This is a genomic window from Janthinobacterium sp. 64 (assembly GCF_002813325.1).
Taxonomy (GTDB): domain Bacteria; phylum Pseudomonadota; class Gammaproteobacteria; order Burkholderiales; family Burkholderiaceae_D; genus Janthinobacterium.
The window spans coordinates 3,757,941-3,780,447 of record NZ_PHUG01000001.1 but is presented as its reverse complement, the minus strand read 5'-3'; the positions used below and the strand labels follow the sequence as shown (position 1 = coordinate 3,780,447).

At 66.3% G+C, this 22,507-nt stretch carries 21 protein-coding genes; 11 read left to right on the top strand and 10 right to left on the bottom strand.

Features of this window, described 5'->3' with window-relative positions; all coding sequences use genetic code 11:
• Nucleotides 1–189: 189 nt before the first annotated feature.
• Complete coding sequence (locus CLU91_RS16600) at nt 190–2,613, top strand: DUF3772 domain-containing protein (protein ID WP_100875042.1); 2,424 nt, start codon at nt 190–192, stop codon at nt 2,611–2,613.
• Here CLU91_RS16600 and CLU91_RS16595 read toward each other — a convergent pair whose 3' ends face one another.
• Entirely contained in the window at nt 2,614–3,102 is a 489-nt protein-coding gene (locus CLU91_RS16595) for a DUF2938 domain-containing protein (RefSeq protein WP_198521348.1), read from the bottom strand.
• Nucleotides 3,103–3,161: 59 nt separating this feature from the next.
• Here CLU91_RS16595 and CLU91_RS16590 point away from each other — a divergent pair, with 59 nt between their 5' ends.
• The 4 genes from CLU91_RS16590 (at nt 3,162) to CLU91_RS16575 (ending at nt 7,202) form a co-directional block, all read left to right on the top strand.
• Nucleotides 3,162–3,806: an ArsR/SmtB family transcription factor gene (locus CLU91_RS16590; RefSeq protein WP_100875040.1), complete on the top strand. Its 645-nt coding sequence runs from the start codon at nt 3,162–3,164 to the stop codon at nt 3,804–3,806.
• Nucleotides 3,806–4,318, top strand: a complete 513-nt coding sequence (locus CLU91_RS16585; RefSeq protein ID WP_100875039.1) for a ClbS/DfsB family four-helix bundle protein — start codon at nt 3,806–3,808, stop codon at nt 4,316–4,318. The genes CLU91_RS16590 and CLU91_RS16585 overlap by 1 nt, the downstream gene beginning before the upstream one ends.
• Before the next feature lie 107 nt (nt 4,319–4,425).
• On the top strand, nt 4,426–6,141 hold the full coding sequence (locus CLU91_RS16580) for an NAD+ synthase (RefSeq protein WP_100875038.1): 1,716 nt from the start codon (nt 4,426–4,428) through the stop codon (nt 6,139–6,141).
• A complete protein-coding gene (locus CLU91_RS16575; protein ID WP_100875037.1) occupies nt 6,138–7,202 on the top strand; it encodes a bifunctional nicotinamide-nucleotide adenylyltransferase/Nudix hydroxylase in 1,065 nt (354 codons plus the stop codon). Before CLU91_RS16580 ends, CLU91_RS16575 begins: the two co-directional genes overlap by 4 nt.
• A gap of 26 nt (nt 7,203–7,228) precedes the next feature.
• On the opposite strand, the gene CLU91_RS16570 is transcribed toward CLU91_RS16575, so the two are convergent.
• Both CLU91_RS16570 and CLU91_RS16565 read right to left on the bottom strand, forming a co-directional pair.
• A complete protein-coding gene (locus tag CLU91_RS16570) occupies nt 7,229–8,056 on the bottom strand; it encodes a hypothetical protein (protein ID WP_157814713.1) in 828 nt (275 codons plus the stop codon).
• Nucleotides 8,057–8,171: 115 nt separating this feature from the next.
• Entirely contained in the window at nt 8,172–9,074 is a 903-nt protein-coding gene (locus tag CLU91_RS16565) for a LysR family transcriptional regulator (protein ID WP_100875035.1), read from the bottom strand.
• A gap of 127 nt (nt 9,075–9,201) precedes the next feature.
• Between CLU91_RS16565 and CLU91_RS16560 the strand changes: the two genes are divergently transcribed.
• Together CLU91_RS16560 and CLU91_RS16555 are read left to right on the top strand one after the other, a co-directional pair.
• Complete coding sequence (locus tag CLU91_RS16560) at nt 9,202–10,623, top strand: MFS transporter (RefSeq protein WP_100875034.1); 1,422 nt, start codon at nt 9,202–9,204, stop codon at nt 10,621–10,623.
• Entirely contained in the window at nt 10,620–11,027 is a 408-nt protein-coding gene (locus CLU91_RS16555; RefSeq protein ID WP_100875033.1) for a DUF4440 domain-containing protein, read from the top strand. The genes CLU91_RS16560 and CLU91_RS16555 overlap by 4 nt, the downstream gene beginning before the upstream one ends.
• 56 nt (nt 11,028–11,083) lie before the next feature.
• Here CLU91_RS16555 and CLU91_RS16550 read toward each other — a convergent pair whose 3' ends face one another.
• Entirely contained in the window at nt 11,084–11,548 is a 465-nt protein-coding gene (locus CLU91_RS16550) for a DUF2269 family protein (RefSeq protein WP_100875032.1), read from the bottom strand.
• Nucleotides 11,536–12,846 (bottom strand): SDR family oxidoreductase, encoded by a 1,311-nt coding sequence (locus CLU91_RS16545; protein ID WP_100875031.1) that lies wholly within the window; start codon nt 12,844–12,846, stop codon nt 11,536–11,538. Before CLU91_RS16545 ends, CLU91_RS16550 begins: the two co-directional genes overlap by 13 nt.
• A gap of 78 nt (nt 12,847–12,924) precedes the next feature.
• On the opposite strand from CLU91_RS16545, the gene CLU91_RS16540 reads away from it, so the two are divergent.
• The 4 genes from CLU91_RS16540 (at nt 12,925) to CLU91_RS16525 (ending at nt 15,718) form a co-directional block, all read left to right on the top strand.
• Nucleotides 12,925–13,392 (top strand): hypothetical protein, encoded by a 468-nt coding sequence (locus tag CLU91_RS16540; RefSeq protein WP_100875030.1) that lies wholly within the window; start codon nt 12,925–12,927, stop codon nt 13,390–13,392.
• Between the two features lie 107 nt (nt 13,393–13,499).
• Nucleotides 13,500–13,856 (top strand): hypothetical protein, encoded by a 357-nt coding sequence (locus tag CLU91_RS16535; protein ID WP_100875029.1) that lies wholly within the window; start codon nt 13,500–13,502, stop codon nt 13,854–13,856.
• 29 nt (nt 13,857–13,885) lie between these two features.
• Complete coding sequence (locus tag CLU91_RS16530; RefSeq protein ID WP_100875028.1) at nt 13,886–14,794, top strand: manganese catalase family protein; 909 nt, start codon at nt 13,886–13,888, stop codon at nt 14,792–14,794.
• A 42-nt stretch (nt 14,795–14,836) separates the two neighbouring features.
• A complete protein-coding gene (locus tag CLU91_RS16525) occupies nt 14,837–15,718 on the top strand; it encodes a ZIP family metal transporter (protein ID WP_442906606.1) in 882 nt (293 codons plus the stop codon).
• Between the two features lie 18 nt (nt 15,719–15,736).
• On the opposite strand, the gene CLU91_RS16520 is transcribed toward CLU91_RS16525, so the two are convergent.
• From CLU91_RS16520 to CLU91_RS16500, 5 genes are read right to left on the bottom strand one after another with little or no spacing between them, the layout of a single operon-like run.
• Nucleotides 15,737–16,312 (bottom strand): DUF1349 domain-containing protein, encoded by a 576-nt coding sequence (locus CLU91_RS16520; RefSeq protein ID WP_100875026.1) that lies wholly within the window; start codon nt 16,310–16,312, stop codon nt 15,737–15,739.
• Nucleotides 16,313–16,337: 25 nt separating this feature from the next.
• Complete coding sequence (locus CLU91_RS16515; protein ID WP_100875025.1) at nt 16,338–17,726, bottom strand: efflux transporter outer membrane subunit; 1,389 nt, start codon at nt 17,724–17,726, stop codon at nt 16,338–16,340.
• The gene (locus tag CLU91_RS16510; RefSeq protein WP_100875024.1) at nt 17,723–20,815 is read right to left on the bottom strand and encodes a MexW/MexI family multidrug efflux RND transporter permease subunit; all 3,093 of its coding nucleotides are present in this window, start codon (nt 20,813–20,815) and stop codon (nt 17,723–17,725) included. Before CLU91_RS16510 ends, CLU91_RS16515 begins: the two co-directional genes overlap by 4 nt.
• 15 nt (nt 20,816–20,830) lie before the next feature.
• The gene (locus CLU91_RS16505; protein WP_100875023.1) at nt 20,831–21,931 is read right to left on the bottom strand and encodes an efflux RND transporter periplasmic adaptor subunit; all 1,101 of its coding nucleotides are present in this window, start codon (nt 21,929–21,931) and stop codon (nt 20,831–20,833) included.
• A gap of 48 nt (nt 21,932–21,979) precedes the next feature.
• The gene (locus CLU91_RS16500) at nt 21,980–22,462 is read right to left on the bottom strand and encodes a DUF2165 family protein (RefSeq protein WP_100875022.1); all 483 of its coding nucleotides are present in this window, start codon (nt 22,460–22,462) and stop codon (nt 21,980–21,982) included.
• Between the last annotated feature and the right edge of the window lie 45 nt (nt 22,463–22,507).

Below are 22,507 nucleotides of genomic sequence, written 5' to 3'. Positions count from 1 at the left end.
CTAGACCTTTTTGAATCATATTTCCATAGGGCAATATGCCTAGTTTCTCCCCGTGGCACGCGCTGCTTCCGCTTATCCTGCGGCTTGGCGGTGTTTTCAGCTATATTGGCAGGCACCCGCCGGGCAGCACGCCATGAGCGGCGCCGCCGCCAATCCGGCCGTTTTTCTCATTTTCAGCCATAGGTCCGCATGACTTCTTTCCGTCTCCGTTTCTTTCCCTTCCTGCTGGCGTTGTTGCTGGTCTGCTCGCTGGCTCCGCCACCGGCCTGGTCGCAGCCCGTCGACGATGCCGCCACGGCCGACCAGCGCCTCGATGGCTTGCGCAAGCAAATCACGACCATCCAGAAGGCGCTCGATGGCGAGGCGGAGCTCGATGACGCGACCCTGTCGCAGATGCGCGCCGATGCGCTGGCGGCCAGCGCCGAGGCGGACAAGGTGGCCGATGCGCTCGCGCCCACGCTCGCCAGCGTGCAGGCGCGGCTGGCCGAGCTGGGCAAGCCGGCGGCGGGTACGAAAGATGCCCCTGACGTGGCGGCGCAGCGCAGCCAGCTGGACCGCACCAGCAGCGCGCTCGATGCGCAAGTCAAACTGGCGCGCCTGCTGGCCGTGGAGGCGACGCAGGCGTCAGAGCAAGTGTCGACGGCGCGCCGCGCGCAGTTGCAGGCGCGCCTGGGCGAGCGTACGGCATCGATACTCGCCGGCTCGTTCTGGAAACAGTTGCATGCAGAATTGCCGCAGAATCTGCAGCGCCTGCGGGCACTGGAGCTGGAATTGGCGAATGCGGCAAGCGCCACGCCGTGGTCGGCCTGGGGCGGCTTGCTGGCCGCCATCGTGGCCGTGATCGGCGCCAGCGTCTGGATTTCGCGTTATCTGCTGGTGATCACGTCCACGCGCGTGCCGCATGGCCGCTTGCGCCGCTCGCTGCATGCGCTGGCCGTGCTGGTGCTGGCGCTGGCCACGCCGGGCCTGGTGGCGGAATTGCTGGCCATGGGCTTGCGCTGGGAGGGCGGCCTGTCCGAAAAGACCTCGACGTTCCTCAGCAGCCTGATCGGCATCATCTGCTTTGCCGGTTTTACGGCGGGGCTGGGCCACGCATTGCTGTCGCCGCGCCGCGTCTCGTGGCGTTTGCTGCCCCTGCCCGATGCGCTGGCGCACCGCATGCGTCATTTCCCATCGATGTTTTCCTTCATCGTCGTGCTCGTATGGGCGACGGAAAGAGTCACCATCGTCATCAATGCGGGCCTGTCGACGGCCGTGGCCGTCAATTGCATCGTCGCCCTCGTGATGAGCACGACCATCGCCTATGGCCTGATGCGCGCCGAGCGCTGCTGGCGTCAGTTGCGCGAGGCCGATCCCGCCACGCTGGTTACGCCGCTGTGGCTGCGCTGCGTCACGGTGCTGCTGTGGCTGGCGCTGGCGTCCAGCGTCATCAGCTTGCTGGTCGGTTATGTGGCCTTCGGCAGCTTTGTTGCCAAGCAAATCGCCTGGGTCATCGTCGTGCTGTGCAGCACGTATTTGCTGACGGTGCTGGTCGACGATATCTGCATGCTGCTGGCCTCGACGCCGCCACCGCCGGACGCGGCCCACCCCGTGCTGGCCACGCCCAAGGCGCGCGACCAGGCGGCCGTGCTGCTGTCGGGCATCGGCCGCGCCATCGTCGTGCTGCTGGCCCTGATGCTGCTGCTGGCGCCGTTCGGCGAAGGTCCCGGCGAGCTGTTCCAGCGCGTCGGCAAGCTGCAGGATGGCCTGGCCATCGGCGAGGTGGCGATCCGCCCCGCCGCGCTGATCCAGGCGCTGCTGGTGCTGCTCGTCGGCTTTGTCGCGCTGGGCCTGTTCAAGCGCTGGCTGCAAAACAGTTATTTGCCGACCACCAATCTCGATACGGGCATGCAAGTGTCGTTCATCACCCTGTTCGGCTACATCGGTGGCGTGCTGGCCGTGGCGCTGGCGCTGTCGGCGGCCGGCATCGGCCTGGAACGCATCGCATGGGTGGCGTCAGCCTTGTCGGTGGGTATCGGCTTTGGCTTGCAGGCGGTGGTGCAGAACTTCGTTTCCGGCCTGATTTTATTGGCCGAGCGTCCCGTCAAAGTGGGCGACTGGGTCTCGCTCGGTGGCGTGGAAGGCGACATTCGCCGCATCAATGTGCGCGCCACGGAAATTCAGCTGGGCGACCGCTCGACGGTGATCGTGCCGAACTCGGAATTCATTACCAAGACGGTGCGCAACGTGACCCTGGCCAATCCGCTGGGCCTGGTGCAAGTCAAGCTGCCGCTGCCGCTGGGCACGGATGCACAGGTGGCGCGCGCGCTGATCCTGTCCGTCTTTGTCGACAATCCCGACGTGCTCGATACGCCGGCGCCGAATGTGCAGCTCGACGGCATCGATAATGGCCTGTTGCTGTTCAACGCCACCGGCTTTGCCGCGTCGCCGCGCCTGACGTCGGGCATCCGCAGCGCGCTGCTGTTCGAACTGCTCAAGCGCCTCGACGATGCGCACATCGCCATCGCCAAGCCCAGCACGATGGTGCTGAGCACCGTGCCGGCGCAGCCCGAGGCACCGGCCATGTCAGCCGTTGCGCCGGCGCCTGCACCCGTGCCGCCGCTGACGAACTGATCAGCGGATAGTCGACCACAGCAGCGCCGCCAGGTACAGGCCGATGCCGAACGCCGTGTGGGCCATCAGGCTGCGCAGGCGGGCGGCGTTTGGGTGCGGCGTCTTGCTGGCGGCCAAGCCGGCGCCCATGCCCGGCTGCAAGATGCAAAATGGCGCGGCCACGCTCACCAGGCCCGCCAGCAGGGCCGGCGCGAACGTCGGCCCCTGCACCCACTCCTGCCCCACCAGCGCCAGCAGCGCGGCCGCAAACAGCACGCCGATCACGTAGTGGGCCGTCCAGCCCAGGATCGCTTCATCGCGCACGGGCGCCGCCTGCGCGATGTTGACGTGGCTGAAGCTGCCGCGCGGCAGATGGCCGAGCCAGCGCCCCACCATCGCAAAGTTCAGCGAAGGGATGCACCAAAAGCGTTTCAGGGCCACCGCCCACACATCCATCACCGCCGTCGCGCCCACGCCGATCGCCAGTGCATCGAGCCAGAGTATTTGCATTGCTGTTCCTAACATTCAATTGATTGCTTGAATGTTATAAGGGTGCTAGCATCGTGTCAATGAAAAATGCTGATATCGAATTGCTGACCGGTTCCGCCGGGTTTGCCCATATTTTAGGCAGCGCGCCGCGCTTGCGCCTGCTCGAACAGATTGCGCACGGCGAATATGCGGTGGAGCAGCTGGTCGAGTTGACGGGCTTGTCCGTGGCCAATACCTCCCAGCATTTGCAGCAGTTGCGGCGCGCCGGCTTCGTGCAGGCGCGGCGCGACGGCAAGCGCGTGCTGTACCGGCTCGGTAGCGGCCCTGTCATGCAGCTGCTGGCCGCGCTGGAGCTGTATGCGCAGCACCAGCGCAGCGAGTTGCAGGCGCTGGGCCGGGGCGACCACGTGGAAGCGATCACGGGCGACGAGTTGCTGGCGCGCTTGCAGGAAGCCAGCATCACCGTGCTCGACGTGCGTCCCGCGCAGGAATTTGCCGCCGGCCACTTGCCCGGTGCGATCAATATTCCCTTTGATGACTTGCAGCGTCGCTTGGGCGAATTGCCCGCGAACGCAGAGATCGCCGCCTACTGCCGCGGCCCGTATTGCGTGCTGTCCGTGCAAGCCGTGGCCGCCTTGCGCCAGCACGGCTTGCAGGCGCGCCGTCTGGGCAGCGGTTACGACGACTGGCAGGCAGCCGGCTTGCCTGTCGTGCAGGCGGCGTGATGGCGATCCCGAACAGCAAGCAGGAACTCGTCGACGCCATCAACACCACGTACGCCAAGCTGACGCAGGAGCTGGCGCGCGTGCCACCGGCCTTGTCGCGCGAACCTGTGCTGGAAGGACAAGTGAAGGGCACGCGCATGAGCGTGTGCGACTTGCTCGCCTATCTGGTGGGCTGGAACGAGCTGGTCTTGCATTGGCACGCGCAGCTGCGCGACGGCAAACGCATCGAGGACATCGCTTTTCCCGCCGAAGGTTTCACGTGGAACGCTCTGGGTGCCCTGGCGCAGCGCTTCTATGCCGACTATGCTGAACTGGGCATGGACGACTTGCTGCTGCGCCTGGAGCAGGCGAAAGACCAGCTGCTGGCGCTGATCGACGCGCATGACGATGCGCAATTGTATGGCCAGCCCTGGTACACGCATTACACGATGGGGCGCATGATCCAGTTCAACACGGCGTCGCCGTATGCGAACGCGCGCACGCGCTTGCGGGCCTGGCTCAAGACCGTGTAGTTGCTTGATCGTTGCGGGATTGGCGGGCTTGCACGATTGCATCAGTACGCTCAGAAAACTTTTCAGGCAGGATAGTGGTTTCAAGCGCAACCGATTGAAGGATCACCATGCTGACCATCGCCCTCGCCCAGCTCAACCCGACCGTGGGCGACTTCGACGCCAATGTCGCCGCCATCACCGCGCGCATGCAGCGCGCCAGCGAGGATGGCGCCGACCTGCTCGTCTGTCCCGAACTGTCGCTGTGCGCGTACTACCCGGGCGACCTGTTCGAGGACGCCGCCTTCCTGCGCGGCATGCAGCAGGCGCTGAATCAGCTGCTGGAAGCGTCCACGCGCTGGCCGGCGCTGGTCACCGTCATCGGCACGGCGCGGCCCAACTCCGGCGTCGGCAAGCCCCTGTACAACGCCTTGCTGGCGATACGCGACGGGCAGATCGTGGCCGAATACTACAAGCAGCTGCTGCCGACCTACGGCATCTTTGACGAAGGCCGCCATTTCGAACCGGGTCCGCCCGGCGCCTGCACCTTCGCTATCGCCGGCTGCAAGGTCGGCTTCATGATTTGCGAAGACGGCTGGAACGACGACGGCCGCGCCTACGCCGTCAACCCGTTCGAGGCCCTGCACGCGGCGCAGCCGGATCTGATCGTCAGCATCAACGCCAGCCCGTCCGACATCGGCAAGCGCGCGCAGCGCCACGCCGTGTTTGGCGCCGCCTGCGCGCGTGTGAATCTGCCCCTGCTCTTCGTCAATCAGGTGGGCGGCCAGGACCAACTCGTGTTCGACGGCGCCTCGTTCGCGCTCTCGCCGACCGACGGCCTGCAATTCGAGGCGGCCCGCTTCGTCGAAGATTTTCAGTTGCTGCGCTTTGCCGGCGGCCGTTTTACGCGGCCCGATGGTCAGCCTTTCCCCGTGCCCGACCCGGAAGGCATCCCTGCCGTGGAGTTTGCGCGGCGCCAGATCGTGCTTGGTTTGCGCGACTACGCGCGCCGCTGCCGCTTTACGCAAGTCGTCGTCGGCTGCTCGGGCGGCATCGATTCGGCGCTGACCCTGGCCCTGGCCGTCGAGGCGCTCGGCGCCGACAACGTCGTGGCCATCACCATGCCGTCCGTGTTTTCCAGCGCCGGCTCGGTCACCGATTCCGTCGCCCTGTGCGCCAACCTGGGCATCACCCTTTACACGCACCCGATACGCCACATCGTGGCGCAATACGAAACGGGCTACGCGGCCGCCTTCGACGGCAAGCTGCAAGGGCTGCCGCTGGAAAACCTGCAGGCGCGCGTGCGCGGCACGATATTGATGGAATACTCGAATGCGTTTGGCGCCCTGCTGCTCACCACCGGCAACAAGAGCGAAATCTCGGTGGGCTACTGCACCCTGTATGGCGACACGAACGGGGGACTGGGCCTGCTCGGCGACCTGTATAAAACGGAGGTCTTCGCCCTGTCGCGCCACCTCAACGCCAGCGCCGGGCGCGCACTGATCCCCGTCGCCGTGCTCGATAAACCGCCGTCGGCGGAACTGGCGCCGGGCCAGCGCGACACGGACAGCTTACCGCCGTATCCCGTGCTCGATGAAGTCCTCAAATGGCATATCGAGGGACGGCGTTTGCCGGCGCAAGAAAGCGCGCAAGCACTGACCCTGGTCGACCAGCTGCGCGAGACGGATGAGGGGCGGGTTCTCGTGACGCGCATCCTCGGCCTGGTCGCCCGCAATGAATACAAACGGCGCCAGGCGGCGCCCATCATCCGCGTGCGTTCGCGCGCCTTTGGCAGCGGGCGTCAATTGCCGATCGCCGCCCACTACCCTACCGGAGACGACGCATGACCCTCGCCTATCCCGCCTATTCCGCCGACGCGGCCATCCTGATCGGTCGCTTCCAGCCTTTTCACAATGGCCATGCGGGCTTGCTGCAAAAGGCGCTGGCGACGGCCGCGCAAGTGGTGGTGGTGCTCGGCTCGGCCTTCCATGCGCGCAGCCCGAAGAACCCGTTTACGTGGCAGGAACGGGCCGCCATGATCGCCGCGACCTTACCCGAGGCGCAGCGCGCGCGCGTGCATTACGTGGCCGTGCGCGATTACTACGACGATGGCCTGTGGGCCGATGCCGTGCGGCGTGCCGTGGCGGGCGCCGTGCCCAAGGCCCAGCGTGTGACTCTGGTGGCCTGCTTCAAGGACGCCACCAGTTATTACCTGCACCATTTCCCGCACTGGCAGTTACTCAATTTGGAGATCGATCCCGGTGCCCCCATCGGTGCGACGGCGATTCGCAACGTGCTGTTCGAGGCGCAAGACGTGGACGTGTCGCTGAGCGCCGTGGCGCAGCTGCTGCCGGCCGCCATCGGCCAGTATGTCAAAGCGTGGACCTTGCTGCCGTGGTATGCGCCGCTGGTGCAGGAATACCGCGCCATCGAAGCCTATAAAGCGCGCTGGCGTGCGGCGCCGTATCCGCCCATCTTCACCACCGTCGACGCGCTGGTGCAGACGGGCGGCCACGTGCTGCTCGTGCGCCGCGGCGGCTATCCGGGCAAGGGCTTGTGGGCCTTGCCCGGTGGCTTCCTGGAGCCGCGCGAACGCCTGCTGCAAGGCGCCTTGCGCGAGCTGGCGGAAGAGACGCAACTGGGCGTGCTGGCGCCGACCCTCGTCGAGGCGCTGGTCGGCGTGGCGGTGTTCGACCACCCGGACCGCAGCCAGCGCGGGCGCACCATCACACATGCGCATTATTTTGACTTGAAGACGCGCCAGTTGCCGGAAGTGACGGCGGCCGACGATGCGGCGCTGGCGCAGTGGGTGCCCGTGGCGGCGCTGCCGGCCATGGAAGAGCAATTCTTCGAAGACCACTTTCACATCCTGAACCACTTCCTCAAGCTCACGCATGAGGGGCGCTGAGCGAGGGCACTTCCCCTCCTCGCGCATCAGGACGTGATGCGTTCCCAGCCGTGCCGGACGGCCGCCTTGAAGTTGTCCCACGCCGATTGCGGATACGTGTGCTCCCACGTGGAACGCAGGTCCGCTTCCACCTCGTCCCACGGGCGGCCCCGGTAGCTGTCGCTGCTGGCCATTGAATGGCCATAGCGGTAGGCGGGATCGTAGTCCTCGAAGCGCGCGCCGGTGGCGACATAGGTGGCGCTCCAGTGGCTGCGGTAGTACTGTTCGTCGTCGTCGCTGGTGCCGGGCAGGTTGTCGGCGCCGGGGTAGCGGCGCACATTGGCGCCCGCGCTGGACGGCAGTGGTGGCGACGCCATGTCGCTGGCAAATTGCTGCGACCCTGGCGCCTCGTTCATGCTGCCCTGCTGCGATGACGCGCCTGACTGCATGCTGGCGCCCTGGCGCATCGCGCTGTCGTTCTGCGGCGCGCCTTGCCAGCCGCCGGCGCGCCAGTGCTCGGCGTGCGCATCGATGTCGAGCGGCGCGTAGCGCTCGACGATATCGGTGGCGCGCTGAATATCGGCGTCGCTCGCCCCTTCCAGTGTCAGCACGACATGCCCGCGCCGCACGGCTTCCGCATAGATGTGGCGGTCGGCGTGGCTGCCGAACAGGTCCGTAAAGAAATGTTTGATGCTGTCGAGCATGCTGTCGCTGTCGCCGTCGTCGCGGCGGATATTTTCCGTGGTGGAAAAGTCGTCGCTGCCCGCATCGTGCAGGCGGATGCTGGCGCCGGGGAAGCCCGCCGTGATCAGGTCGTGCCGGGCGCGCTCGGCCATGTCGCGCACGGTAAAAACTGCTGCCAATGTATGTGCCATGATGGTCTCCATTCGATGAACAACGTCCTGTCAGTGTAGGCCGTGCAAAACGAAAGGGGCGCCCGTTTGCCGTTTGGAAACCGTTGTAGTGATCAAATATTGACCACGTGAAACCTCAGGCGGGCGTGCCGACGAAAGCGCGCAAAAAGTCGATAAAGGCGCGCACCTTTTCCGCGATATGCTGGGTGTTCGGATACACGGCATACACGCCCTGCTGCGGAAAGACGACGTCGGGCAGCAGGCGGCGCAAACGCCCCGCGCGCACTTCCGCCTCCACCAGCCACTGCGGCAGCAGGGCCACGCCGCAGCCGCCCAGGGCAAAGCCCAGCAGGGCCGAGGCGGAGTCGGAATGGATGGCGGCGTCGTCCTGCGCGGCAAAGGCGGCGGCGCCGTCCGGCGTCTGCACGTCCCAGCGCAGCGGCGCGGCCAGGCGGCTGTGGGCCAGCCAGCGCGCGCGCTGCAGTTCGTCGAGGCTGGCGATGCCCTTGGCAGGCAGGCTGGCCAGGTAGGCGGGCGAGGCGACGGGCCAGATCGCATACGGCTCGATCAGCGCGGCGCGGTAGCTCGAATCGTTGAGGGAACCCATGCGGATGGCCAGGTCGTAGCGGCCCGAGATCAGGTCTTCATGCGAGGACGACGAGGAATGCTGGATCTGCAGCTGCGGGTGGGCGGCGGCAAAGGCGATCAGCGCGGGAATCACCGTGCGGCTGCCGTATTCGACGGTGGTGGTCAGGCGCAGGGTGCCGCGCAAGCCCTGGTGGCCCTGGCGCGCCGTTTCGATGGCGCCCTGCGCTTCGCTCAGCACGCGCTGGCAATCCTCATAAAAGCGCCGCCCCACGTCCGTCAGCGCCAGGCTGCGCGTGCTGCGCGTGAGCAGCGACACGCCCAGCTCCGCCTCCAGCTGCTTCAAGTTAAAACTGACGACGGCCTTGCTCTGGCCCAGCACGGCGGCGGCCGCCGTCAGCGAACCGGCGTCGACGATGGCGATGAAAATACCCAAGCGGTCAAGACTGATCATAAATAAGAATGAGGAGGCATGCGGGTTGTAGAGGTTTGTCAAAATTTGTTTGACAGTGTAATCGGGGCTGGCCCGTTACGCAAATGACGATGGGCGCTTAAGCTGGCCGTTTGCCATTCGGAGCACCATGGACTATCGCAAAAAGGTCGCGGCCATCTATCTGCTGGGGTTTTTCGTTGACCTGATCAACATGTTCATCACCAGCGTCGCCTACCCCGACATCGGCCATGCCCTGCACGCGTCGGTGGCGCAGCTGGCCTGGATCAGCACCGGCTACATTCTCGGCCTGACCATCGTCATCCCCGCCAGCGCCTGGCTTGCTGCCTATTATGGCAGCAAAACCGTGTTCATGGCATCGTTGCTAACTTTTTTATGCGCCAGCATCGGCGCCGGCCTGGCGCCATCGATCGAAGCGCTGATCGCCTGGCGCTGCGTGCAGGGCTTGGGTGGCGGCTTGCTCATCCCGCTGGGGCAAAGCATGACCTACCAGCTGTATCAGCCTGCCGAGCGCCCCGGCCTGTCCGCCGTCATTATGCTGGTGGGCTTGCTGGCGCCCGCCCTGTCGCCCGCGCTGGGCGGCGTCATCGTCGACAGCCTGTCGTGGCGCTGGATCTTTTACTTGAACGTGCCGTTTGCCGCGCTGGCGCTGCTGCTGGCCGCCTGCTGGCTGCGTCCCGACCCGTCGCGCGCGCAAGTGCCCCGGCTCGACGTGAGCGGCCTGCTGGCGGGCAGCACGGCCATCCTTTTGCTGTTGCTGGGTCTGACCATGCTGGGCACGCCGGGCGAGCTGCTGGCCGGCGCTGGCGTGCTGGCGCTCGGTGTTGCCTGCGCCTGGGGCTACGTGCGTGGCGCGCTGCGCAAGTCCACGCCGCTGCTGAATCTGCGTTTGGCCGCCGAGCCGCTGCTACGCATCGCCATGCTGATGTATCTGCTGGTGCCAGGCGTTTTCATGGGCGTGAGCCTGCTGGCCATGCTGTACCTGCAGGGTGTGCTGGGCATGCCGGCGTCGACGGCCGGTGCGCTGATGCTGCCGTGGGCACTGGCCTCGTTTGCGGCCATTTCGCTGACCGGCAAAAGCTACCGCCGCGTGGGTCCGCAACCCTTGTTCATCGCGGGCGCCCTGCTGCAGGCGGCGGGCATGCTGATGCTGCTGCGCGTGGAGGCGGGCGATCAGCTGTTCTGGCTGGCCGGCGCGTATGCCGTGATGGGCTTTGGCGGCGGCTTGTGCAGCAGCACGGCGCAAAGCACGGCCTTTTTACGCACGCCGGATGGGCAGCTGAGCCAGGCCAGCGCCGTGTGGAATATCAACCGCCAGCTGGGCTTTTGCCTGGGCGTGGCGCTGCTCAGCGTACTGCTCAATGGCTTGCTGGCGGCGCAGGGTATCGCATCGCTGGACGACCCCGCCCAGCACCTGCGCGCGGTGAAGGTTTTTCACTGGTGTTTTGCGCTGGCTGCCGCGTCGTGCCTGCTGCCTTTGGCGCTGTGCGCGCGTATCGACAACCGCGCCGTTCTTGACCTTTTACACCACCATGGAGTAGCAAAAAAATGACTGCAACGAACCCGTATTTTGACGACGTTTTATCCACGCATGTGCTGATCCGCGCATGGCTTTCCGGCGAGGCGGCATCAGCGGAACATTGCGCCGATTTACTCGCGCGCTTTTCTCCCGATTTTACGATGGTCGCGCCGGGCGGAATGCGCCTCGATCACCTTGGCTTGAGCAGGTTTTTCCAGGGCGCCGGCGGCAGCCGTCCGGGCCTCGCCATGCGCATTGCGGACTTGCAGTTGATCCAGGAAAGCGCTGCCGGCGCCACCGTGTCCTACCGCGAATTCCAGTCGCTGCCGGGCGCGGAAAACACCGAGCGCTGGTCCACCGTCGTATATGAAAAAACGCCTGATGGCGCCTTGCTGTGGCGCCACCTGCACGAAACGTGGGCCGCGCGGGCGGATTGATCCTGCAGCGTGGCGGCAAGAAGCAGGGCCGCAAACACTGAGTGGCAACGGCGCGCTCAGGCAGGCTTGGCCGTCATCAGGTAAAACACGACGATGAGGGCGAAGAAGGCGGGCACGCCCAGCGCCGCCCAGATACGCAGGTAGCGCCAGTACAGCGCGGGCAAGGCGACGCCATCGCGCGCGCTGGCCTGCGCCATGTTGCGCATGCGCATCTGCAGCCACACGACGGGCAGCCAGCAGGCGCCCGCCACCAGGTACAGCACCACGGACCAGACGATCCAGCGGCTGCTCAAGGGAAAGCCGGCCAGGTGGGCCAGGTAGAAGCCGCTCAGGGGCTGGAACACCACCGTCGTGGCCGTAAACAGCCAGTCGGCGCGCACCACGTGGCGGCTGACGACGGCGATGGCACGCACGTCGCGGCTCAGGCTGGCGAACAGCAGGTAGAAGGCCGAGCCGATGCCGGTGCCGAACAGCAGGGTTGACGAGACGATGTGCAGCCATTTGATGATCAGGTATTCCATGGCTTTTCCTCCAGTTGGTACAGCAGCCACAGGGCCGCCAGCATGGGCAGGTTTTTCGTCAGGGGGCCGTAGGGGTGCCACAGGAATTCCGGCAAGAAGACGGCGATCCAGACGGTATAGAACACGATGAGCGCGGCCTGCAGCGGCCATAGCCAGCGCCGCCACGGCGGGCGCAGCGCCACGGTGGCCATGCCGAGCAGCAGGTCGAACAGGCAGGCACCGGCCAGCAGCAGCGGCGCCCAATCCGGCGGTACGCCGCTGCGTTCGAGCAGGCGATAGCTGTCTTCGAGTGGATAGACGCCGGCCGAGACGATGGCCGTGGCGATCCACACGATGGCGATCGACATGCGCAGCACGGGCAGCAGCCAGTCCAGCTGGGCGCGCACGGCCGCGCCGCGCGCGTCGCTGATGAACTGCGCCACGGGCCGCGGCGCGCGCCCCAGCAAACGCCGCGTGAGCCCCGCATCGGCCGTATTGCCGCGATCCAGCATGCCCAGGGTGGCGCGGTCCGGCATGGCAAAGCCCAGTAGCCTGGCCAGCAGCAGCATGGGCGGCATCAGTAGCCGCGGTAGCGGCGCGACGCGCAGCCGTCCCAGCCCCATGGCCGCGCGCAGGGCCGCCAGGTAGGCCGTGAACGGCAGCGCCTGCGGTCCCACGACGGGCACGCGGCGCGTTTTCTGGCCACCCAGCGCGCCCGCACCGCGCACCAGTGCGACGACAAGGTCGCTCAAGTCGTCCACGTGCACGGGCTGCACCGGCTGCGGCGCGCGGCCGAAGCGGGGATACACGGGCAGGCTGGCCAGCATGCGGAACAGGCGCGCGCTGCCGCCGTCGTCGCCATACACGAGCGAAGGCTGCACGATGACGGCGCGCAGCGGCAGGCCGGCGAGAAAATCATCGGCCGCCTTCTTGCTCAGGTGGTAGGGCGAGACGGCGCCGTCGTCCGCGCCCAGGGCCGACAGCTGTATCACCAGTTGTACCTCGCTCTCGGCGCAGGCGGCGAACAGGGCGCGCGGCGCCTGCGTGTGCAGGGCCGCGAACGTCTGCGCGCCATGCTCGGCGATGATGCCGACGCAGTTGATGACGACGTCGATGCCGTCCAGGCGCGGCAGCCACGCGGCCTTGGCCGTGTCGCGCGCAAAATCGGCCTCGATCAGGCGCACGCGCTGCTCCTTGCCTGTGTGCGCGTGCGGCGGCGCGCGGCGTGTCGTGCACGTGAGCTGGAAACCTTCGGCCAGCAGCGCGGTCGAAACATGTGTTCCGATGAAACCGCTCGCCCCCGTCAGCAGTATGCGCATCGATGCCCTTTCCTGATGCGAGTTGGATTCGTCTTTTGCGTTTCAGTTCATTGCCGCATTTACCATGGGAGAACCACCATGCCAGCCTTGCCTGCCACCCTGCGTCACGGCGCCCTCTCGGGCAGCCTCGCCTCCCTCTTGTCCGCCGCCGCCCTGGCCCTGTGTGGCCGGCGCGAAACGGGCAGCGTATTCGCCGCCGTCAACGCCGTCAGCCACTGGCTGTGGGGCGACCAGGCGGCGCGCCGCGACGACGCCACGTTCCGGCACACCCTGGTCGGCTATGTCATCCACCATTGCAGCGCCATGTTCTGGGGCGTGCTGTTCGAGCGCTATGCGGCCCACATCCTCGACCGGCGCCGGGTGGCGTCCACCGTCGCGGCGGCGGCCGGCGCGACGGCCGTGGCCTGTTTCACGGATTACCAGCTGACGCCGCACCGTTTGCAGCCCGGCTACGAAATGCGCCTGTCGCGTCCCTCGCTGCTGCTGGTGTACGGCGCCTTCGGCATCGGCCTGGCCGCCGGCGCGCTGTGGCTGCGGCGGCGCTGAGGCGCTGCGCGAGTCACTTTCCTACACGCGGGCCCGCCGCGCGCCTATCTTGCCGGCGGTCGCGCGCCAGTAGCATGGGTCTTCATCCACCAACCGAGGAGAAGCGCATGCAGGACCAACACGGCAACACCCCGCAGCACCCCGCCGACCAGGGGCGCAACACGCGCATGGACAAGACCGACGTCAATCAGTCGCAGGGCGATGCCTACGCCAACCAGGGTGGCGGCAAGCTGGCCAGCGGCAATGCCAACAGCGGCCACTGGGCCAATGACGTCATCACGCCGCAGGGCCGGCCTGACCCGGTGGAGCAGGAAAACCTGCCCACCCTGACGCAATCTGACGACAACGCCCACGTCAAGGGCGCGGCGCAGCGGCCGCAGAGCGAAGCGGGCAAGCTGGCCGATGACCGGCCGGGCCGCAACGAGTCGAAGGACATCCACAGATCACTGAATCAGCACGAGTAGACCGGCGTGCTGCGAATGAGGAGAACACCATGTTTGCACACAACAAGCGACTGCAATACACGGTCAGGGTAGAGCAGCCCAATCCCGGGCTGGCCAACCTGATGCTGGAACAATTCGGCGGCCCGCAGGGCGAGCTGGCCGCCGCCTGCCGCTATTTCACGCAAGCCTTGTCGGAGGACGATCCGGGCCGCAAGGACATGCTGTTCGATATCGCCACGGAAGAACTGAGCCACCTGGAAGTGATCGGCAATATCGTCGTCATGCTCAACAAGGGCGCCAAGGGCCGGCTGGCCGAGGGCGTCGACCAGGCGGCCGAGCTATACCGCAATATCACGGGCGCGGGCAACGACAGCCACGTGACGCAGGTGCTGTACGGCGGCGGCGCCCCGCTGGTCAATTCGGCCGGCGTGCCGTGGACGGCCGCCTACATCGACACCATCGGCGAACCGACGGCGGATCTGCGCTCGAACATCGCCGCCGAGGCGCGCGCCAAGATCGTCTACGAGCGCCTGATCAACCTGACGGACGATCCGGGCGTGAAGGAAGCGCTGGGCTTCCTGATGACGCGCGAAGTGGCGCACCAGAAGTCGTTTGAAAAAGCCCTGTATTCGATCGAGCCCAATTTCCCTCCTGGCAAATTGCCGGGCGATCCGCAGTATGCGGACGTGTATTTCAATATGTCGCAGGGGCCGGGCGAGGAGCGGGGGCCGTGGAACCAGGGCGGCAAGTGGCAGTATATTTCTGACCCGCGCCAGCAGATGGCCGTCGACGGCGGCACGGGCGAGGCGGAAGTGAAATTGCCGAAGGACGAACTGGCCACCGTGCAGCAAATGGCCGCGCGCACGGCTTCGAATCCGGACGCCGACCCGCTGACGGGCGCGGAACTGGGCATGCGCCCGAACGGCCGCGATGGCGGCACCCCGTCCATGCCCTTGTAGCGCCGCAGGCCGGGCTTCACCAGCGTGAACACGCCGCGTGCGCTGCAAACCCTGGCCAGGCACTGGTCCTGGCCCCATGCACTGGGCGTTGCCTTGTGCTGCGGCGGCGCGCTGTGGTTGCTGCTGTATGCGCTGACGGCCCAGCTGGCGCTGCGCCATGCGAGCCTGGCGTCGGCCCTGATCGGCGGCGCCATGGCCGCTGCCGCCACGGCGCTGGGGACCGTGCCGGTGCTGCTGTCGCACAAATTCTCGCAGCGCAGCTACGACTGCTTCCTCGGTTTTGGCGCCGGCGTGATGCTGGCAGCCACCGCGTTTTCTCTGGTGCTGCCGGCGCTGGCGGCGGCCCGGCAGCGCGTGGCAACGTCCATGCACGCGAGCCTGCTGGTGGCCTTCGCCATGGGCCTGGGCATGCTGCTGATCGTCGCGCTCAACCTGGTGGTGCGCGAACGCGTGCAGCGTGGGGCGTCCGTCGCCGCCGGCAGCCTGAAAAGAGTGTGGATTTTTGTGCTGGCCGTCACCTTGCACAACCTGCCCGAGGGGCTGGCGATCGGCGTCGGCTATGCGGGCATCGATCTGGACAAGGCCAACGCGCTGGCTGCCGGCATCGCCATCCAGGACGTGCCCGAAGGCCTGGTCGTGGCGCTGGCGCTGCGCAGCGTGGGCTACGGCCGCCGTTTGTCGGTGGCGATGGGCGCCGCCTCCGGACTGGTCGAACCGGTGGCGGCGCTGGCCGGCCTGGCCCTGATCGGCCTGTCGTCCGCCCTGTTGCCGTGGGGCCTGGCGGCGGCCGCCGGCGCCATGCTGTTCGTCATCGTGCACGACGCCATTCCCGAGGCGCAGCGCAGCGGCAATGGCGGTTTTGCCAGCGCCGCGCTGGTGTCCGGTTTTCTGCTGATGATGGTGCTCGATACGGCGCTCAGCTAAGCAAGGCGCAGTGGCGTTCTAAGTGAGATCGTGCAAGTCCTTTTGCAGCGCCGGGCCGGTGGAAAACTGCGAAAACACGACTTCAAGTCCAGCGCGTTCCGGCGTGCAGCACATGGGGCCGACGAGATAGCGCGATGCCATGGGAAATGGCGCCAGGCGCAGCAGCGGCCAGCGCTGGCCATCGGTCGAATACTGCACGCGGATGGCACCCTTTTCCACCGTCACGCGCAGCCAGAAACCGTCCGGCATGGCGGGCGCGATGCTGACGGCCCAATCGGAGGTATCGACCGTCAGCACGGTGCTCAACAAGAGCTGGCCATCGGAAAATTCGACACCGCACTTGATCCAGTTGTCCGCATCGATGCGCACCATCATGCCGGCCTGGTCGTACAGCGCCGCATACTGCGCCGCCACATGCAGCTGCGCCGTGAAATCACCGTCGATTTGCATGCCGAAAAAGTGGCCGCTGTCGCGGATAAAACCGTATGAGGTCTTGCGCCAGAAATCCGTGTGGGCATCCGTCGTCACGCACAATTGCGCGTCGTCGGCGGACCAGTTTTCCGGTGCATTGAGCCAGCTGCCTTGCGTGAACATCGCATCTCCTCATGAGCAAAAAATGCTACATAGTTTGCCCCCATCCCAGCGCCTTGTACAGGGCAATCGCATCGATGTAGGACGCCGTTTCCGCCAGCAGCGCTTCGCGCCGGATATCGAACAAGGCGCGCTGGTTTTCCAGCACCGCCTGGTAGCTGCCGGTACCGCCTTGATAACGCGTGCTGGCGATGCCGAGGGCCGCGTTGCCATGGCGTGCCGATTCCAACAATGCGGCCAACCGCGTCTGGTTTTCGGCCAGCTGGGTGACGGCGTTTTCCACGTCTTCCTGCGCCATCAGTATCGTTTGTTCATAGCGCGCCAGCGCGCCTTGCGCTTCGGCCTGCGTACCGCGCAAGCGTGCCCGCACGCTGCCCAGGCGGAAGGCCGGATAGCTGACCGATGGCGCCACCTCGAACGCGCGCGCGCCGCCGTCGAACACGCCGCTGCCGCGCAGCGCGAAGAAGCCCAGGAAACCGCCCAGGCTCAGGCGCGGATACAGGTCGGCCGTGGCGGCCCCCACGTCTTCGCTGGAGGCGGCCAGCAGGCGCTCGGCGCGCACCACGTCGGGACGCTGTTTGATCAGGCGGTTGACGTCGCCGAGCGGCAGCTGGCCCGCCAGCGGCGCCTGCTGGCGCGGCGTGGTGGCCAGCGCGATGGCGCCAGGCGCTTGTCCGCTCAAGACATCGAGCCGGTACTGCGCCTGGCGCAAACCCGCCTGCAAGGGCGGCAGCATCGCCTCACTGCGCGCCAGGTTGGCCAGCGCGTTGTGGCGCTCTTCCGGCAAGCCGCTGCCGGCGCGGATGCGCGCGTCGGTCAATGCCACCGTGTCGCGCCAGCTGTGCACCTGCGCCTGTGTCAGCGCCAGGTTGTGCTGGTAGCCCAGCGCCTCGTAGTAATTGCGCGCCACGTCGGCGGCAATCGTCAGCTGCACCTGCCGCAAGTCCGCCTGCGCCGCGTCGGCGCGCGCCTGCGCCGAACGGCTCATGTGCGCCAGGCGGCCGAACAGGTCAATCTCCCATTGCGCGTCGAAGCCTACGCGCGTGCTGGCGCTGGCGGCGCGGCTGTCTGGCGTGTCTTGCCGCACCTGGCGCTGCCAGCCGGCCTGTCCCGTGACGGCAGGCAGTTCATCGAGCCGGCGTTCGTCGAAGACGGCCCGCGCGGCCAGCAGGTTCGCCTGCGCCTGGGCGATATCGAGGTTGTGTTCGAGCGCGCTGGCGATCAGCTGCGACAGGCGCGCATCGTCGAAAAACGTCCACCAGGCGGCTTCGCTGACGGTGCTCGTGCCGGGTGCGAATTGCGCTTGCTGCGGGCTGGCCAAATGGATGGCGGGCGTGCCAGGTGCGACATAGGCGGGACTGATGGCGCAGCCGGCCAGCACGGGGAAAAGAGAGACAAGATAGCGGTAATTTTTCATACGGATTCCTTCAGCGCCTGCGACAGCTCGCGCGCGCGCGGCGTGGCATGGTCGGCCGTGTGGCGGCGGGCCAGAAAGGTGTACACGGTGGGCAGCACGAACAGCGTAAAGAAGGTGCCGATCAGCATGCCCGAGACGATCACCACGCCGAGGCCGAAGCGGCTGTTGGCGCCCGCGCCGGAAGCGAACAGCAGCGGCACCAGGCCCACCACCATGGCGGCCGTCGTCATCAAAATCGGACGCAAGCGGATTTGCGCCGCCTTGCGGATGGCGCTGAGGCGGTCGAGCCCTTCATGCACCTGCAATTCATTGGCGAATTCCACCATCAAAATGCCGTGCTTGCTGATCAAGCCGATCAGGGTCACGAGGCCGATCTGCGTGTAGATGTTGACGGTGGCGTAGCCGAGGGCCAGCGGAATCAGCGCGCCGCAGATCGACAGGGGCACGGTGATCAAAATGATCAACGGGTCCGTCAGGCTTTCATACTGCGCCGCCAGCACCAGGTAGATGACGACGACGGCCGCCAAAAAGGCCAGCAGCAGCGCATTGCCTTCCGTGGCGAACTGGCGCGCGTCCGATTGCCAGTCGTAGCTGAAACCGGGCGGCAGGGTCTTGGCCACGCCATCGAGGAAGGCGACGGCGTCGCCCAGGGTCACGCCCGGCGCCGGCACGCCCTGGAAGGTGGCCGCATTTTGCTGATTGAACTGGGTCAGCATGTTCGGTTCGATCTGTTCGCTCACCGAGACGACGGCGGACAGGGGCAGCAGGCTGCCGTCGTCGGCGCGCACGTACTGCTGCGTCAGCGCTTGCGCCGTGAGCCGCTGTTCGCGCGGGCTCTGTGCGATGACGTCGTAGGCGCGGCCATCCATGCCGAAGCGGTTCAGATAATTTTCGCCCACCAGCACGGCCAGCGACTCGCCGATGTCCTGCATGCGGATGCCCAGGCTGTTCGCCTTGGAACGGTCCACGCTCACTTTGACCACCGGGTTGTTGTAATCGAGGTCGCTGTCGACGACGGCAAACAGGCCGCTTGCGCGCGCGCGCTGCTTGACGTCTTCCATGGTGCGGAACAGGGTGGCGTAATCCTGCGCGCTGCGCAAGACCATCTGCACGGGCAAGCCGCCGCTCGATCCGGGCAAGGGCGCCAGCTGGAAGGCAAAGATGCTGGTGCCTTCCACGTCGCCCACGGCGTGCTGGAGTTCGGCCTGGATGACGGCCGCGTTGCGCGCGCGTTCCGCCCACGGCGTCAGGTTGATGCCGCCGATGCTCGATGCCGGCCCTTCGCCGCCGTTGATGATCCAGCGCGAGTCCGTTTCGGGGATATTTTTGTAGATGGCATCGAGCTTGTACGAGAAGCGCTCCACGTAATCGAGGTTGGCGTGTTGTGGCGCCTTGATCGCCGTCAGCACGCTGGCCTGGTCTTCCGCCGGCGCCAGTTCGCGCTGCGGCAGCAGGTACAGAAACGGCAAACTGACCATCACCAGCGCGGCGAAACCGGCACTGAGCCAGCGGTGGTGCAGCGAGCGGTCCAGCAGGCGCGCATAGCGGCTGGTGAGGCCCTCGAAGAAATGCTCGGCGGCGCGCGCCATGCGCCCTTCCGATTGTTTGGGCTGCAGCAGCAGGGAGCTCATCACGGGAGACAAGGTCAGCGCCACCACGCCCGACACCACCACGGCGCCGGCCAGGGTCAGCGCGAATTCCTTGAACAGTGCGCCCGTGAGTCCCCCCATCATGCCGATCGGTGCATACACGGCGGCCAGGGTGATCGTCATGGCGATCACGGGACCGGCCACTTCGCGCGCGCCGACGAGGGCGGCGGCCACGGGCGTCTTGCCTTCCTCGATATGCCGGTGCACGTTTTCCACCACGACGATGGCGTCGTCGACCACCAGGCCCACGGCCAGCACCATCGCCAGCAAGGTGAGCAAATTGATGCTGAAACCGAAGGCCAGCATCAGCGCGGCCGCACCCAGCATCGACAGCGGAATCGTCACGACGGGAATCAGCACGGAGCGCAGGGAACCCATGCACAGGTAGATGACGATGACGACGATCAGCAGCGCTTCGAGCAGCGTGTGCGCCACCTCGTCGATGGACGACTGGATGAAGCGCGCCGTCTCGAACGCCAGCTCGACTTTCACGCCGGGCGGCAGGGTTTTCTGGATCTCGGGCAGCAGCTTTTTGATGCCGTCGACGATCACCAGCGGGTTGCCGCCCGGCGTGGGCGACAGGCCCAGATACACGGCCGGCACGCCGTCCATGATGCCGCTCGTCTCCGTGGCGGCCGCGCCCAGTTCCACCGTGCCCACGTCTTTCAGACGCACGAGGGCGGTGCCGTCATCGCCGCCCTGCTTGACGACCATGTCGCGGAACTCCGCCACGCTGGTCAGATCCGTGTTGACGCTGATGTTCGAGACGACGAATTGTCCCTTCACTTTGCCGGGCGCGGCCTGGTAGTTATTGCGCCGCACGGCGTCGGCCACGTCGGCCGCCGTCAAGCCGCGCGCCGCCAGTTTCGCCGGGTCGATCCACAAACGCATGGCCAGTTGCTGGCCGCCATACACGTCGACCTTTGCCACGCCGTCGATGGTGGCGAACATCGGTTGCACCACGCGCGCCAGGTAGTCCGTCAGCGCGGGCGCGGAGACGCTTTCGCTGGCAAAGCCGACATAGGCGACGGCAGACGAATCGCCAGCCGCGCGCTCGATGACGGGGTCAAACGCCCCTTCGGGCAGCTTGTAGCGCACCTGGTTGACCTTGGCCATGACTTCCGTCAGCGCCTGCGTGGAATCGCGGTTCAATTCCATGCGCACGGTGACCGTGCTGCTGCCTTGCACCGACGACGAGGTGAGGTAGTCGATGCCTTCCACGGATGACACGGCTTGCGCAATCGGCTGCGTGACAAAACCCTGCATCAGTTCCGCCGAGGCGCCCGGATACGTAGTTTTCACGGTAATGGTGGACGATTCGAGCATCGGGTATTGGCGGATCGGCAGCTGCAGCATGGCGATCACGCCCAGCATCAGTATCAAGGTGCTGATCACCAGCGCCAGCACGGGGCGGCGTACGAATAAATCGGTAAATTTCATGGTGATGCCTTTCCTTTACGAGCCGGCCTTGGGCGCGGCGCGTTTTACTTCGTCCAGGGTATTGGCGACGGCTTGCACGGCCATGCCGTCGGCCAGTTTCAGCTGGCCCGAAGCGACCACGCGCTGGCCTTCGCGCAAACCGTCAAGAATGGCCACGCGGCCCCCTGCCCGCTCGCCCAGTTTCACGCCCACGCGCTTGACGGTGAGCGGCTGTTTTCCTTCCTGCTGCGCGACGAAGACCGTGTCGCCATACGCGCTGTAGGTCACGGCCGTTTCCGGTACCGTCAGCTGTTTTCCTGCTTCGCGCGCCACGCGCACATTCGCGTACATGCCTGCCTTGAGCGCACCGCGCGGATTGGTCAGCGCCGCCTGCACCTGCACCATGCGCGAACGGGCGATCAGCGGATCGATGGCGTTGATCTTCGCCGTGAAGATGTCGCCGGGATAGGCGTCCACCAGCACTTGCACGGCCTGGCCCGGCGCCAGTTTCGCGCTGCTCTGTTCATCGAGCGCGAAGTTCACCAGCAGCGACTTCGTGTCGATCAGGCTGGCCACCGTATCGGCCGTGTTCAGGTACTGGCCCGCGTGCACCTTGCGGATGCCCAGCTGCCCGGCGAACGGCGCGCGGATGGTTTTTTGCGCGATCAGCGCCTGCGTCTGGCGCACGTCGCCCAGGGCCGCGTCGCGCGCGGCCAGGGCGCTATCGAGCTGCTCCTGCGTGGCCGCTTTTTCCTTCACCATCTGCACCGTGCGGGCATGGCTGCTTTCCGCGTTTTTCAGCTGCGCGCGCTGGCGCAGCAGCATCGCCTGTTCTTGGGCGTCATTCAGTTGTACCAGCACGGCGCCAGCTGCCACCTGCTGGCCCGATGCGAAGCGGATCTGCGTGACGCGTCCGCCCGTTTCGGCGGCCACCTGCACCTGGCGCGCCGCTTCCAGCTCGCCCACGCCGGCGAAGTAGCGTTCCTGCGTGCCCAGCACGACGGGCACCAGCGCCACCTTGGTGGCGGCAGTGGCGGCGGCATCGGCCGCATGGGAATCCGCGCGCGGGTACAGCGCGGCGCCAGCGACGGCCAGGGTGATGGCCAGCGCGGAAGCGCCGACGAGTTTCGTATGCATGATGAAGTCCTTTTTACAGCGGGGAAGAAGAGGCGCAGCGGAGGCTGATCAGGTCCGCTGCGCGTTGAAAAGTACAAACAGCGCGATGGTCCACAGCAGCAGCACCAAATGCGTCGTCTGCAAGCCTTCCTGCGCGATCCAGTAGCCGAACCACAGGCCGCCCAGGTGCATCAGCAGCAAAAAGGCGGCCATGGCGCACAAGGCCAGGTTCAGCCAGGGCAAGGCAGCGGCCAGGCCGCCGCCGAGAAACAGTGTCACGCCCGTCCAGGCGGCAATGGCGGCCAGCAGCTGCAAGGCCAGCACCACGCCCAGCGACAGCCGGTGCAGGGTCAAGGACGTGAGCGCGCGGCGCAGCAGCGGCGTCTGGATGGTCGGGTCCTGGCGCAGCGGGTCCATGCGCATGGTGTTGCCGATGGCCCAGACGGAGCCGTGAAAGGCGTGCAGGTTGTTGATGGCGGCCAGGCTTAGCCAGGTGGCCAGGCCGGTGGCGAGGATGGCGTGAAACAGCCAGATCGAGTGCTGCAGCTGCATAAGAAATCCAGTCCAAAGAGTGTCTTGCCGGCACGCGGACGTGGA